Origin of the sequence: Shewanella sp. SG44-6 (assembly GCF_014164185.1) — a bacterium.
GTDB lineage: Bacteria > Pseudomonadota > Gammaproteobacteria > Enterobacterales > Shewanellaceae > Shewanella > Shewanella vesiculosa.
In genome coordinates this window covers 1-14,035 of the sequence record NZ_JACJER010000120.1, presented here as the reverse complement: position 1 = coordinate 14,035, position 14,035 = coordinate 1, and the positions used below count along the sequence as shown (strand labels likewise).

The 14,035-nt window shown below is 42.0% G+C and carries 14 protein-coding genes; 5 read left to right on the top strand and 9 right to left on the bottom strand.

The window, feature by feature from the left end:
- Positions 1-131: 131 nt before the first annotated feature.
- The 4 genes from H5185_RS17535 to H5185_RS17520 all read right to left on the bottom strand — a co-directional run bounded on the left by H5185_RS17535 (position 132) and on the right by H5185_RS17520 (position 3,659).
- Positions 132-986 carry a universal stress protein gene (locus tag H5185_RS17535; protein ID WP_182742738.1) on the bottom strand — a complete coding sequence of 285 codons (855 nt, stop codon included), beginning with the start codon at positions 984-986 and terminating at the stop codon, positions 132-134.
- Between the two features lie 32 nt (positions 987-1,018).
- The gene (locus H5185_RS17530) at positions 1,019-2,509 is read right to left on the bottom strand and encodes a SulP family inorganic anion transporter (protein WP_182742737.1); all 1,491 of its coding nucleotides are present in this window, start codon (positions 2,507-2,509) and stop codon (positions 1,019-1,021) included.
- Between the two features lie 437 nt (positions 2,510-2,946).
- Positions 2,947-3,399: a hypothetical protein gene (locus H5185_RS17525; protein ID WP_182742736.1), complete on the bottom strand. Its 453-nt coding sequence runs from the start codon at positions 3,397-3,399 to the stop codon at positions 2,947-2,949.
- A gap of 38 nt (positions 3,400-3,437) precedes the next feature.
- On the bottom strand, positions 3,438-3,659 hold the full coding sequence (locus tag H5185_RS17520; RefSeq protein ID WP_182742735.1) for a hypothetical protein: 222 nt from the start codon (positions 3,657-3,659) through the stop codon (positions 3,438-3,440).
- A gap of 311 nt (positions 3,660-3,970) precedes the next feature.
- Here H5185_RS17520 and H5185_RS17515 point away from each other — a divergent pair, with 311 nt between their 5' ends.
- Positions 3,971-4,822, top strand: coding sequence for a sulfotransferase domain-containing protein (locus H5185_RS17515; RefSeq protein ID WP_182742734.1), 852 nt, complete (start codon positions 3,971-3,973; stop codon positions 4,820-4,822).
- 115 nt (positions 4,823-4,937) lie between these two features.
- Here H5185_RS17515 and lgt read toward each other — a convergent pair whose 3' ends face one another.
- The gene (lgt, locus tag H5185_RS17510; RefSeq protein ID WP_124015528.1) at positions 4,938-5,714 is read right to left on the bottom strand and encodes a prolipoprotein diacylglyceryl transferase; all 777 of its coding nucleotides are present in this window, start codon (positions 5,712-5,714) and stop codon (positions 4,938-4,940) included.
- A gap of 179 nt (positions 5,715-5,893) precedes the next feature.
- On the opposite strand from lgt, the gene H5185_RS17505 reads away from it, so the two are divergent.
- Both H5185_RS17505 and H5185_RS17500 read left to right on the top strand, forming a co-directional pair.
- Complete coding sequence (locus tag H5185_RS17505; protein ID WP_182697516.1) at positions 5,894-6,739, top strand: RNA pseudouridine synthase; 846 nt, start codon at positions 5,894-5,896, stop codon at positions 6,737-6,739.
- Between the two features lie 22 nt (positions 6,740-6,761).
- Positions 6,762-7,445, top strand: coding sequence for a DUF2057 domain-containing protein (locus H5185_RS17500; protein ID WP_182742733.1), 684 nt, complete (start codon positions 6,762-6,764; stop codon positions 7,443-7,445).
- 130 nt (positions 7,446-7,575) lie between these two features.
- On the opposite strand, the gene ybaK is transcribed toward H5185_RS17500, so the two are convergent.
- Positions 7,576-8,049, bottom strand: coding sequence for a Cys-tRNA(Pro) deacylase (ybaK, locus tag H5185_RS17495; protein ID WP_124015525.1), 474 nt, complete (start codon positions 8,047-8,049; stop codon positions 7,576-7,578).
- Positions 8,050-8,121: 72 nt separating this feature from the next.
- Complete coding sequence (locus H5185_RS17490; protein ID WP_182742732.1) at positions 8,122-9,087, bottom strand: TDT family transporter; 966 nt, start codon at positions 9,085-9,087, stop codon at positions 8,122-8,124.
- 172 nt (positions 9,088-9,259) lie between these two features.
- Here H5185_RS17490 and H5185_RS17485 point away from each other — a divergent pair, with 172 nt between their 5' ends.
- Positions 9,260-10,162 (top strand): LysR substrate-binding domain-containing protein, encoded by a 903-nt coding sequence (locus H5185_RS17485; protein ID WP_124015523.1) that lies wholly within the window; start codon positions 9,260-9,262, stop codon positions 10,160-10,162.
- 495 nt (positions 10,163-10,657) lie between these two features.
- Here the strand turns inward: H5185_RS17485 and H5185_RS17480 are convergent, their stop codons facing one another.
- Positions 10,658-11,812: a hypothetical protein gene (locus tag H5185_RS17480; RefSeq protein ID WP_182742731.1), complete on the bottom strand. Its 1,155-nt coding sequence runs from the start codon at positions 11,810-11,812 to the stop codon at positions 10,658-10,660.
- Positions 11,813-12,131: 319 nt separating this feature from the next.
- Between H5185_RS17480 and H5185_RS17475 the strand changes: the two genes are divergently transcribed.
- Entirely contained in the window at positions 12,132-12,413 is a 282-nt protein-coding gene (locus H5185_RS17475) for a hypothetical protein (protein ID WP_182742730.1), read from the top strand.
- A gap of 696 nt (positions 12,414-13,109) precedes the next feature.
- Here H5185_RS17475 and H5185_RS17470 read toward each other — a convergent pair.
- The coding region (locus H5185_RS17470; RefSeq protein ID WP_182742729.1) for a choice-of-anchor U domain-containing protein at positions 13,110-14,035 on the bottom strand (926 nt) is incomplete at its 5' end.

The window sequence follows — 14,035 nt, the reverse complement described above, 5'->3', positions numbered from 1 at the left end:
GACGAAGTCACGCTCTAGCAGCGAAGCGACCCTAGCAGTGACGAAGTCACGCCCTAGCAGCGAAGCGACCCTAGCAGTGACGAAGTCACGCCCTAGCAGCGAAGCGACCCTAGCAGGACGCCGTCTTTTACTTAACGCAATAACAACAATGGAATATGACTTTTACTGATCATCCGTGTGGTATTACTCCCAACAAAAAACTCACGAATACGTGAATGGCCATAAGCCCCCATGACGATTAAATCAATTTGGTGTGCGAGTTGATAAGCTTCAAGAGCCGTTTGCACTTCGCCCTGACAAACCGCAGTTGTTACCTCAAAACCAGCCTCAGTAAGAGAGTCGGCAACTGAGGTCAATTCGATTAGCGCTTGAGACTGATTATCAGACACCATGACTAAATGACATTCGAGCCCTTTAAGTAGTGGGCTGCTAATCACTCGTTCAAGCACGGTTTTCGAAGTAGCACTGCCATCATGGGCAATCATAAAACGGCTTGGCATTGTAAACTCAGCCATCACCACTAAAATCGGCTGCTTAAGGGTGCGAATAACACTTTCTAAATGACTGCCAATCGCTTGCGCCTGATCTTGATGTTGCTCACCTTGACGGCCAATAACCACCAGTCTGGCATCGGCTTCCTGCTCCAGTAGCGTTTCCACTAAATCCCCATGGCGCTGCAGTGTTTGCACCACCACCGAAGGTTGTGCAGCAACAATGCTGGTTTGAGCATCTTGGAGCATATATTTACCTTGTTCGAGCGCGAGTTTACTCATGCGTCCTTCAAGCTCAACCATTTCAGCCAGCAGATGCTCACGACTCCCAAGGCCAATATTTCCCGACAAATTTAACTCTGTCGGGTAGGCAGACTTATCCAATACATGTAATAACGTCACCGGGGCATGCAACTTCATCGCCGCCCACCCACTAGCATCAGATACCGCGTGCGTGGCTTTTGAACCATCAATACAGGCAATCACATTTGTCATCATTATTATCCTTTTATGCTGTTGCTATGGGCTTAGTGACCAGACATCATTTTTTCAACGTCTTCTGGTTTATCATGCACACCAAATTTATCGACTATGGTCGCGCTGGCGGCGTTAAGGCCAATTATCTCAACTTCAGTCCCTTCACGGCGGAATTTAATCACCACTTTATCCAGAGCAGATACGGCGGTAATATCCCAAAAATGTGCTTGAGATAAATCAATCGTCACCTTATCAACCACTTCTCTGAAATCAAATGAGTTACTGAACTTATCTGCTGAGGCAAAAAAGACTTGGCCAATAATGTGATAATGACGCCCGGTTTCTGCAGTAGTGTCGCTGCTTTTAACCACCATAAAACGGCCCACTTTATTGGCAAAGAATAACGAGGCAAGTAGCACACCCACAAATACCCCAATCGCTAAATTATGGGTAGCGACAACTACTACTACTGTGGCAACCATCACAAGATTGGTCGATAAAGGATGATGTTTAAGATTACGGATAGAATCCCAAGAGAAGGTTCCAATAGACACCATGATCATCACCGCGACAAGTGCTGCCATCGGGATCATTTTTAACCAGTCCCCCAGAAATACGATTAACACTAACAGAAAAAGACCCGCCGAAAATGTCGACAAACGCCCACGACCACCAGACTTAACGTTAATAATTGATTGACCGATCATGGCACAACCCGCCATACCGCCCAGTAAACCCGCACCGATATTGGCAATACCCTGGCCTTTACATTCGCGGTTTTTATCACTTGGGGTATCGGTTAAGTCATCAACAATAGTTGCTGTCATCATCGATTCCAATAAACCAACAACCGCAAGACCAGCAGAATAAGGCAAGATGATCATTAAGGTTTCAAGGGTTAATGGTACTTCTGGCCAAAGGAAAATCGGTAAGGTATCTGGCAACTGCCCCATATCGCCTACGGTACGGATATCTAATCCCATATACACCGCAAAAATGGTTAAGCCAACAATACATATTAAAGGTGACGGCAAGGATTTTCCGATCACAGGGATTAATGGGAATAAGTAAATAATCCCCAGTCCAGCTGCGGTCATGGCGTACACATGCCACGTCACATTTGTAAGCTCAGGTAACTGTGCCATAAAAATCAAAATGGCCAGCGCATTCACAAAGCCGGTCACGACCGAACGCGAGACAAATCGCATCAAACTGCCCAGTTTTAAGTAACCTGCTGCAATTTGAAACAGGCCGGTCAATAACGTCGCCGCTAATAAATACTCAAGACCATGCTCTTTAACTAAGGTCACCATCAATAGCGCCATAGCGCCAGTCGCGGCCGAAATCATGCCCGGACGACCGCCGGTAAACGCAATCACGACTGCAATACAGAAGGAAGCATATAGGCCAACTTTGGGAGCCACCCCGGCAATAATCGAAAAGGCAATCGCTTCAGGAATTAACGCCAGCGCGACAACAATACCGGCTAATAGGTCTCCACTGATGTTAGAGAACCACTCTTTTTTCATGCTTTGTATCATGTGTTTTACTCTGTTTTAATGTTAGCCAATATGCCAATAACAGATGTGAACGTCAGAAATATCTGCGCGCGTCAGCAGTGAAATTAACTCATTAATACGACAAAATGATATTGGATAATGATATACAACAAAAACTACCAACAAGGCAGCAATTACGGACGGATCTTAGCGATCCAAATAGGAGAGGAAAAACTAATGCGGCTTAATATTCATTACGGAAAGACAACCTCTTTAATATATGTACATTAAGCTTAAAATTTAATAAACGCGCACTGCATAAAAATGCAGCGGCAAGTATAAAGGGTTGCTTAGGTAAAATCAAAGCGTTTACAGGGTAACCCCACGGACACAGCGACTGAATGAGAGCCGAGTTAGCGCGGTAAAGTACCACAAAACTTGGCTATCACCTTTTAAGGCTCAACTGATAATACCCAACGCTATGGTGAAGAGGTAACCGCAATTTTTTCTGAGGTGAATTTGTTGTACGCAACGATTAAGCCGTAAGCCATTAATACTGAAACACACTCTGAAATAGAACCGATTAAACGGAATGCTTCGTAAGCAGAGCCAGGAATTAATGTTGAATCAGTTGAATCGAAATTTAGTACGACTAGAAGCACAAATGGCAACTGCATCAAAGCAGCAGCCTTAACATTAAAGGGAGACTGAGGAACAATCTTCCTAAATATCAATAAAATAAACAAAGTTGCCAGCAGCCGAATCGAGGCATCATAACCCGCGATTAATAAGTACTCCCAACTGTGACTATTCAAATCGGGCACCAATAGAAGATAATCGATTACCGGCGAATATTTTACCGATAGTTGAAATGCTAGTGAGTTCGCACATAACACTAAAACACTAGCGACTAAACAAGGTAAATACTTCATATGTGCTGTCCTTAGTCACAATATTGTACACATCCTTGCTAATGACTTGCGGTTTCTGCGCCTAAATTAACATCACTCTTTAGCATCAACACCACTAAATAGATCAAACCAAATAGCGGTACAATTGATAATACAGCGCCAAGCACACCAGCCAGAATCGGCGATTGTGTTTTACGACGACCAATAAAATAACTGATAACACCCACTACCAATGCGAAAATAACAATTAACTGACCAACCAGCGTTGCATTAACATTCATCAAAAACTCTCCTTGTTGTTTTATACCTAATACAGCCTAAATTACCTCTAGCAAACTGTCGCAAGGCATTCATTAACAAGCATGTTACATTTGCTCGCAATTTGATGTAAAGCAATCAATCTTATTACTTAACAATAAACCGTGGGGGATCAAAGGTGATATGCATAACAAGGTTTACATTGAGTGATATTATCATCGCTATAATCACACTCTAATTCCTCGCTAAACACCCCAGTAAACTTGCCATTTCGGACAATTATCGGTAGTTTTACAGCATTGAACGACGCAAAAATAATAACAAAGGATTACGGATGGGAAACATACTTTGGGTGGCCTCTTACCCTAAATCGGGTAATACCTGGGTGCGTGCATTTTTAGAAAATTACATTCAAAATCAAGATCAGCCAATCGACATCAATACCATGCACACCATTTCGACAGCGGAATCGGCTGCGCACCGTTATAGACCTTATTTACCCAAAGATAAAACGGCCACCACCGAACTGACTTTAGAAGAAATTAGTGTACTGAGGCCACAGGTTCAGGCTGATATTGCTCACCAAGCCAATGGCACTACATTTGTCAAAACCCACAACTACTTGGGCGAATATAATAGTCAGCCACTGCATAATTCGACGGTAACATCAGGGGCAATTTATGTGGTCCGTAACCCGCTAGATGTGGCCATTTCAATGGCCAATTACTTTGATTACACCATAGATGAAGCCATAGCTTATATGGCAGAAGAAATGACTGGCACACCAAATGAAGTACCACATGTGCCGCAAATCATTACCTCTTGGTCTATGCACGTGTCTAGTTGGACCGCCGATGATGCTTCAAAGTTGATTTTACGCTACGAAGATATTTTGGATGCCCCCAAAAAAGCCTTCAGAAAAGTGGAGTCATTTTTAGGCTTGAAAAAGGATCCTGTTAGATTAAAAAATGCCATTAAGCACTCTTCTTTCGCACAACTAAAAGCCCAAGAAAATAAACGCGGCTTTGTAGAGAAACACGAAAATGCTAATGCCTTCTTTAGAAATGGTGGCAAGCATCAGTGGAAAACTAAACTCACGACTGAACAAGTGCAAAAAATTGTCAACACGCATTACGAACAAATGCAGCGCTTTAAATATTTGCCTGCTGGTATGAAACCATTATAGAAAATAACAGTAGGATAAATAAGTCACTTATGGCTAAATCATCCTTATAAAAAAACGTCCTATGCCATCTGGCATAGAACGTTTTTGTTATAGATTCTATATGGTATCTTAGCGCTTAACTGGGTTTACGGTAAGCCATAATCAGCAATACAATGCCAGTGAATAAAAACGGTAAGCTTAACCATTGTCCGGCACTGAGTATTGATTCATGGTAGGCCGCTTGACTGACTTTAACGCTTTCAATCGCAATACGCGCACTAAAGACCGACACTAAAAACACGCCAAATATCGCACCGTGCTTTTGCTTCATATTGGTATATTTATAAATGGCGTAAAGGCCAACAAATATCAATAAATAAGCAAACGACTCATACAGTTGCGCAGGGTGACGCGGTATCATATCAATCCGCTTGAAAATAATGCCCCATGGCTGCGTGGTTGGATCACCGATAATCTCTGAATTAGCAAAGTTTGCCAAACGCACAAAAAAGCCAAATATGGCAGTCGCGATCGCTAAACGATCAAGTAAAAATAAAAACGGTAACTTCACTTTGCGCTGGTAATAATACAAGGCCAATATCGCCCCTAGTCCACCACCATGGCTAGCAAGTCCCCCTTCCCAAATGGCGAAAATTTTCAACGGATGTGCCAAGTAATAACTCGGATCGTAGAAAATACAATGGGCTAAACGCGCACCAACAATAATGCCGACCACACAATAAACCAGCAGGTTGTCGAGAGATTCAACATCTAAACCCTCTTTTGTGTAAATGCGCTTCATCACTTGAAAGCCAGTCGCAATCGCTAATGCAAATAACGCCCCATACCAATGAACCTTTAACCCCATGAACGAGATCAGCACAGGGTCAAGATCCCAAATGATGTGTTCCAAATTACCTACTCCAATTGCTGCTATGTTTTGTCGCATTATGCTAAAACAACTTTGCCGCAGATGATACCCAGATACGCGACTCAAGAGAAAGTTTCATTAACTAATAAACATACAGCAGCCAAATAAGGTAACATTTACCCCTAAATGACCGTGTACCGAATGGATCTATAGAGTTGCAAATGATTGTAGATAAAACTGAATACCATATTGATGTAACTGAACATGGTACTGATGCTATCAATTTACTAGCACAAACCAGTGGTTTGAGTAAACAAGTGCTAAAAGATGCCATGCAAAAAGGCGCTATATGGCACAGTCACGGCAAGCAAACCAATCGTATTCGTCGCGCGAAAAAACCTCTGCAACCCGGAGATAAACTGCATCTTTATTACAATCAATATATTTTAGACGAACAAGTTGCTCCGGCAGAGTTACTGTTTGATGAAGGTGAATACAGTATTTGGTATAAGCCTTATGGTATGCGTTGCCAAGGTTCAAAGTGGAGTGATCACACCACCATCAACCGCTACGCCGAGTTGAACTTACAACCGCAACGCAATGCGTTTATTATTCATCGTCTGGACCGCGCTGCAACCGGTTTATTAGTGCTTGGACACAGTAAAAAAACCACTGCAGCCATCGCTAAACTATTTGAAACACGTGCATTAGAAAAATACTATCAAGTGATTGTTGAAGGTGCATTTCCGAGCAAGCCCGTTACCATTGATAGCCCTGTTGATAATAAGCCCGCGCTATCATACGCCACCTTACTCACCTACGACGCTACGTTGGATCAATCCAAGGTGCAGGTAAAAATAGACACAGGACGTAAACATCAAATTCGGATTCATATGGCTAGTCTTGGCCATCCGGTAGTGGGCGACCGTTTACATGGAAATGGTGCTGAACATTGCCCCGATTTAGCGCTAACATCGTGTTTTTTCCGCTTTGTATGCCCCATCAGTCATAGTCTAAAAACCTTTGAATTACCAGAGCATTATCGCCCAGCATTCACAACCACTTAATCAATCTACACGGAATCACATTATGCGTAGCATTATCGCGTTACTTTGCTTTAGTTTATTCAGCCAATACGCTATTGCGGCTAGTTTGCATTTGCCCGACAGAACCGAAACGGTATTCGTCAATAATAAGGCATCACACCAACAGTCTAAGGTATTGCTAGACTCAACTCTGCCTAATGGTATGCAGCAAATAGCCTTTCGCTATCAAGCTCGTTACCGCGATAATGGTAGCCAAAATGACTTTATCTCTGACGTAATTGTCTTGCGCTTTAACGCCAGTGAGCAAGATTATCGATTAACGCTACCACCAATTAACTCAGCGGCAAGTGCCAAAAAATTTAATCTAAAACCAGCCATAACATTAACCGATAGCAGTGGTAACACGATTGCATTTACCCAAGATAAATTGATTAAATCAGGCTTACAAATTGGACGCGATTTTGTCCAAGAAATGGCTCAATATAATGCTTCTGCTGCCATAGCGGCTGTCGCGTCTAGCACTGTAATCAACCCATCACTTAATCCTGTATCTGGGGCAACCATAGCAAGCGATCACAGTAGTCAGGTCATTAGCCCGAGCGCTGACGTAATTGAAGTTACAGCTGAAGATATCACCCAAGCAGAAGTGATGAGAATGCTGGATTATTGGTACCAAAAAGCCAATAACCAAACTCAAGCAGAGTTTAAAGCCAAAATAAATCAATAATCCTGTATCACTATGATTGCTGAAGTGGATCTTGCTAGTTTGACTCTTGATAGCTTGAATCTTGATAGCGCAATGATCAGCTGCTTGAGCCCCGCATAAAGGCAACGCGGTTAGTTAATGGCAAATGTCATTATGTTTGAGCGCAAATATCGGCAAACTTAGCATTGAGTAAGCATTGTAAATCGGCTGGGCTTAGTGAAATCTCTAAGCCTCTTTTGCCAGCGCTGACATAGATACAATCGAACTGCTGCGCAGAGGCGTCAATCACTGTCATTAAACGCTTTTTTTGACCTAATGGGCTAACACCACCTAATACATAACCGCTCGAACGCTCTACTGCTAATGCTTCTGCCATGTGGGCTTTTTTAGCGCCCGCAGCTTTAGCGATTAACTTCATACTCAGCATCGACGATACAGGCACGATGCCAACCACCAGCGATTGATTATCCACACTCACCACCAAGGTTTTAAACACCTGTGCAGCGGGTACAGCCAGTTTTTGCGCCGCTTCTAAACCATAAGATTCACTATTAGTATCATGATGATATTCATGCACTTCAAAATCTATTTTATGCTTTTTCGCCATTTCAATTGCTGGAGTCATGCTGGTTCGCTCATATTAAATGCCGCATACAGTGTTAGTGAAGGCATTGACCAATAGTATATTTATTGCAAATTAAGAAGCCAGTTGTACCTTCTTTGGCTGATAAAAATGCAGGTATCGCAGACAAACATAACTGACTACCACAGTAGCGACAAGCAGTTCAAGTTCTGCTAAAGCATGAATTTGCTGTACATACTCGTTTGTAATGCCGATGCTTTCCATCCATACAGACATTTTAAATAACGCAGTCGCACCTATCACCATAGGGAAGGTAAAAGCGGCATAACCAGGGCTAAAAGGTAGCCGTAATAACTTAAAAAATGACAGATAAATAATCGCCGTCATTAACACCCCAATACCAAATAATAGCCCAACGATCACCGGAGACGGTTGCTGAGTAATGGTTAGATATCCTGCTAAAGACAAGCTGGCTGGCGCGGCTAGAATGGCTAGTGTTGGTTTAGCTGCATCGGGAATTTGTTCTCTAAAAATAAGACGGTAAAGCATCATGGGTAACATCACCGCATAGCACAACATTCCAAAAAACAGTGCCCCATGTGCAACCCATAATAAATGCTCATTACCTGAAAAAGAAACGTCGGCAACCACAATGCCAATCGGCGGAACAAACCAACTCGGTACCATGTGAGTTAATGAAAACTGCTTACTGCGATGATAAATAAACCCCACTAAAAAACTAATGTGCAGCAATACCGCAAATGACCATAATAAATCACCCGCTAACGCAGAGACATGGCCCAACGAATTTGATACCACCATTAATGCCATGGCAAAGGTAGGCACCACACTGCCTACCACAGGATGAGCAAGATCTTGACGCAATAGATTTGAATGTAATATGAATTTACCACTCAAAATCAGTAACAACACACTGGCAATAGCAGCCGAGAACCATTGTCCATAATGGTGTAAATCCACAAGGTTTTCCCAACTCCAACCTAAACTTGCAATACCCAACGCCAGCCCTGCCATCGGCGTTGGTACGGCCATTAGTGAATTTTTTACTGCTCGAATCATTACAACCTCAAACTACCCATCAGAGAATAAGCCAATATTACGCTTGCACTTTGTTTATATATATCCAATTATACGGAACATACGTTCAGAAAAATTAAACAATTAGCGGATTAAAAGTCACTGCCGCCATTTTATCGGTTTATTAGCCAATACCTTCACTAAGTCAGGCGCGATGAATATTTCACTCAAACAGCTCAATGTTTTTAGCAGCATTACTCAACATAAAACCCTAACGGCAGCAGCCGAGGCGTTATATTTGTCTAAAGCAGCGGTGAGCATGGCACTGGCAGAATTAGAAAAACAACTCGGTCATGCGCTATTTGATCGGGTTAACAACCGCTTAATTCTTAATCAAGAAGGTCACAAGCTGTTACCTCTGGCCGACGAGCTGCTTAGTAGAGCAAATAACATCAGCCAATTGTTTGATGCAGACCACGCTTTTTCAGGTCAATTGAAAATAGGTGCCAGTGACACCCTAGGGAACCATGTTGTTCCGGGGTTATTGAGCCAATTTCGGCAGCAATATCAGCATTTCTCGCAAAGTGTGGTGATTTCTAATTCACGGCTTATTTGCCAAAAACTGCTGGATTACGAACTAGATATCGGCTTGATCGAAGGGAAAAGTCATCATCCAGAACTTATCGCTACTCAATTCAGCCATGATGAGATGTGTATTATCGCAGCGCCTCAGTTACCTATAAGCCAACAAGCTAAGTGCAAATTTAGCCATTTAGAACACAGTGAATGGGTATTACGTGAAGCAGGCTCAGGCTCGCGAGAGTTTTTCTTACATACCATAGCGCCACAAATAGCGGCGTGGCATGAAGTGTTTGAACTTAATACTACAGAAGCACTAATTAACAGTGTTTCCGCGGGACTCGGCTTAGGTTGCTTATCAACTTTAGCGGCACAATATGCCATTAACGATGGCCGCGTAGTTCGGCTGGATCTACCTCAAGCGAGCAATCATCTTAATATGCAACGACCATTTTGGTTAGTGGTTCATAAAGACAAATACCATAGCCCGCTGCTGAAAAGCTTTATTGAGTTTTGCCATCAATGGGATAATACATAAAACGATTCTTTTATGGCCTACGGCCACTAACGTCGTGGCGCTTCACCCACACCAGACCAAGAGGAAACCAACGGCTGTTCCCTCTTGGAACTCCCAGCCGCCCCGCAACATTTTCGCTATTTACAAAACAAGAGCTGCGAAAAGTCGCCATGGGGATTGATCCAGCTTTTAACTTCATCTGTAACCGTCTTCAGCCTTATTCGAAAATGCTAACGCTTCCGATGGTACATCCTGTACCGCGAAAGCTAGCAGGCCATCCATGGCCAGCTCACGCTATTTTCTTCAACGGCCTTAAGTTCAGAGTTGACGCTGACCATTTCAGAGTCAAGATAACTAACCCAATTTCCCCTCAAAGCTTGTCAGGGTAAAATTATTTATAACTTGTTGATTTTGTTTCAGTATAGCAATGGGGCAAACTTAAGACTTCGCTGTTAATTACACCATTGTGGCTCGATCAATGAGATACTGCGACAGGTGCTGGAACCATTACCATAATTATGTCAATTGCTCTAGAGCTAGCTCAAACTCTTGGACAAGCTCAGATATTATTCCATTCATGAGCTTTCCATTTACTTCACTTTGTTTAATTTTTAGTTTGGGAATCAATTGCTGTATGAAGGGCAGCTCGACCTCATACCTATCTTTAGCATTCGATATAGTAAAACGTTCTTTTACAAAACCTATAAAAGCCATGATATCACCACCTTTCCATTGAGTTATGCGCCCACAAAAATTACTTACATTTAGATAGTGTAAGAATGGATTGCGGTCGTAGTCCTTTGGTCCAGTAAAAATGGCTTGCTGCCAATTGGTATAAAAGTTTTCAGCAAACTCTGCATTTTTATGCTCCTCTGACTTAGTAATGAATGCCCCAAGCAGAGATTTAAATTCATGAGTATCAAGTTCTTCTGGCACATTTAACCACCGGTTAAATTGCCCATGCTCTATAGTTGAAAAGTCAATAATTTCACCTTGAGTTAGAAGGTCTTTCAGTCTATTTAATTCATCAGTCTTAACTTTATTTAGGTAATTTTTATTTATTAGATAGAGATACGTTTCACAGCCTTTTACCCATTGATAATAATCTTTATTGGCTCCATCGAAGAGAAGTTCCTCTAATTCAAGCAATCCTTGGTCGAACTCCTTTTCAGATAGATTGAAAAAGTAACCTTTAATGAGTTGGTCTAGTGGGCTCCCTGCTATTGGAAGGCCTAGTTTATTAATCAGTTCAGCATCATCACAGAAAGGAATAAGATTAGTAAAACAAAAATGCACTATTCCTTCATTTAAACTTATAGAACTACAGATACTGCGTATGATTTTATTCTGTTCTTCTATTTTTTGTTCATCTTTACATAATTCCTTTTCAACATCTTCGCCATTTCTTTGAGAATTGAATTTTTTAAAGTTTGTACTATACGAAGTCAAGCCAAGGCTTAAAAAGTCTTTGAAGTCTTTTTCAGAGTAACATTTTGCATAAGCTAAAAAGCTAACGCCTAAAATTTGTTGGGTGATGATTTCATGAGTCAAAGGTAAATCTAACCCTTCGATAGAATCAACTCTATTTTTGAGTTTAATAATTCGATTTATCGCCCTTTGAAGGACCCTTAGATTATCAATGCTTAAGCTTAAACCTTTGAATTTATTCAAATACCTTAAAATTAACATTTGAATGGTAGATTCGAGAGTGCTTTTGTATTTGTTCGACAGTATATTGATGAGTTCGTCAGAACTACGTGATAGCGTAATGATGTCACTAAATGTCTTTTCAATTTTTGATTTGTCAGAAAGAGCATCCTCATTAGCAACGACAATGATTTTGACTTGATTGTGCTCAGCAAAGCGCAGGCATGTACTGACATGGATGTCAGGCTAGTTTTCGCGGTACAGGATGTACCATCGAAAGCGTTAGCATTTTCGAATAAGGCCGAGGCAGACTAAAAATAAAGTTAAAAGCTGGATTTACCCCATGGCGACCTTTTCGCTGTTTGAAAATGTTGCAGGGCGGCTGGGTGATCCAAGAGGGAACAGCCGTTGGTTTCCTTTTGGTCTGGTGTGGGTGAAGCGCCACGACGTTAGTGGCCGCAGGCCATATTTTAAACTCATTTTGGGGCATAAAAAAGAGTTAGTTTTCTTGACTTGCAAATGGACCGGTTCAACATTTAAATTGAGGTCGTTGAAGATTTTTTATACAAGAATGCGTGAAGCTCACATGGCCTTTCTCGCACATCCATGTGCTACAAGGCATTGAGGCATCCTGCCTATCAGATGTGAGCTTAGCTTTCGCGGTACAGGTCGTTCTTTGGCGTCCTGCCATCACGACATTCGTGAATCCATTCACATCAGATGTACCACCGGAAGCGTTAGCATTTTCACTCCTTATTACAAGATGGACTGAAGAAGGATTCAAACGAGGCCAAAAGCTAGATTAATTTCCGTCGCGACCTTTTCGCTGTTCAGAAAGTGCTGCCGGAACGCTGAGGGTTTGCAAAGGGGTACAAGCGCTTTACCCATTTGCTCTGGTGTGGGCGAAGCGCCACGACGTTAGTGGCCGTAGGCCATACCTTAAATGCACTTTTAGCCAAAAACGCTTTAAAACAAGCTCAAATCACATAGCCTGTAACTGATAACCCAATATAATTTTTGAATAAAATACGCTCAAATATTACCGAGTAACGGCTATGGCCTAATACAAATTCAACCATTGTTTGCCTAATCGATATAACCACCTATGCACCGGATAAAGCATAAAAAAACAGGCCATTTAGGCCTGTTTCGATTAATCACCCACCAAATATCACTTAGTAAGCAACGCTAATACGTTGATTAACATGCTTAGCATTTTCGGCTTCATCAAGCATGGTTTTGGCAAAATCTAGCAGGTTAATTATTGCAAAAAAAAGCCCCGATCAATTAGACGGGGCTTTATTAACGTTGAAAAATAGTACTATTTTCTAGTTACTCTAACTCTTCTGCGGGCTAATAACCCAAGACCAATCAACAATTCAATTAGTCCTAAACTACCGCCACTGCTACTTGTTGAAACTGGCGTTGGTTCTACAGTTGCAACAGGAACACCAACAGTAACAGGATCGATGATTGCGCCATCCTTAACACCATCTTCATCAAGGTATCCGCCATCAGTGATACTGACTTGCACTAAATTATCGCCGATTAGCTCCCAATCAGCAGACTCAACCTCAACCGTACTGCCGTCAGCGTTTACTTTAAGTAAAACAGCATCTTCTGGTACAGTGCCGCCAAAATTAATAGTCACGGATATAGTGCTACCAACCTCTAAGCCAGTTACGTTATAGCTAAATTGCTGCATGGGATAAGTATACTCAGTACCCGTTGCTGTTGTTGTTGAAACAACAATACCTGACACACTTCCTTGATCGACTGTAATAGGTCGAGTTAAATTATAAATTTCGGTACCATCTTCAAGTACAGTGATTGGTGCTCCTGCGTCGTCGAGATCTGCTTCTGCACGATAGCGAACCACAGTATCTTCATTGCCTGCCGCATCAGTTGATGTTTCCATCCATACTGCATACAAGTTGTCACCGTTAGGCTTCATTATGAGTTGTGATTCAAAATCTGGCTCGCCCTCAGGATCTAAAGGAACACCAACATTAGCAGATAACAATTTTAGTGGCTCATAGGTTCTACCACCATCTCTAGTTTTAGTGACAAAAACATCAAGTTCTACACCATTTTCTATATGAGCATAGGTGTTTTTGACAGAACCCCACGCTAATATAAAGGCATTAGGATCTTGACAGTTTGCACCTTCTGGCGCATTAACAGGATCACAGGCAGACGTGCTGTTTGGTGCACCCACAATGCGAGGCTCTTTAATATCGACTTCAG

Excerpts from the sequence above, each read along its gene's own strand:
- H5185_RS17535 (WP_182742738.1), bottom strand. The coding sequence starts at position 986 with ATGACAAATGTGATTGCCTGTATTGATGGTTCAAAAGCCACGCACGCG.
- H5185_RS17530 (WP_182742737.1), bottom strand. The coding sequence starts at position 2,509 with ATGATACAAAGCATGAAAAAAGAGTGGTTCTCTAACATCAGTGGAGAC.
- H5185_RS17525 (WP_182742736.1), bottom strand. The coding sequence starts at position 3,399 with ATGAAGTATTTACCTTGTTTAGTCGCTAGTGTTTTAGTGTTATGTGCG.
- H5185_RS17520 (WP_182742735.1), bottom strand. The coding sequence starts at position 3,659 with ATGAATGTTAATGCAACGCTGGTTGGTCAGTTAATTGTTATTTTCGCA.
- H5185_RS17515 (WP_182742734.1), top strand. The coding sequence starts at position 3,971 with ATGGGAAACATACTTTGGGTGGCCTCTTACCCTAAATCGGGTAATACC.
- H5185_RS17505 (WP_182697516.1), top strand. The coding sequence starts at position 5,894 with ATGATTGTAGATAAAACTGAATACCATATTGATGTAACTGAACATGGT.
- H5185_RS17500 (WP_182742733.1), top strand. The coding sequence starts at position 6,762 with ATGCGTAGCATTATCGCGTTACTTTGCTTTAGTTTATTCAGCCAATAC.
- ybaK (WP_124015525.1), bottom strand. The coding sequence starts at position 8,049 with ATGACTCCAGCAATTGAAATGGCGAAAAAGCATAAAATAGATTTTGAA.
- H5185_RS17490 (WP_182742732.1), bottom strand. The coding sequence starts at position 9,087 with ATGATTCGAGCAGTAAAAAATTCACTAATGGCCGTACCAACGCCGATG.
- H5185_RS17485 (WP_124015523.1), top strand. The coding sequence starts at position 9,260 with ATGAATATTTCACTCAAACAGCTCAATGTTTTTAGCAGCATTACTCAA.
- H5185_RS17475 (WP_182742730.1), top strand. The coding sequence starts at position 12,132 with ATGGCGACCTTTTCGCTGTTTGAAAATGTTGCAGGGCGGCTGGGTGAT.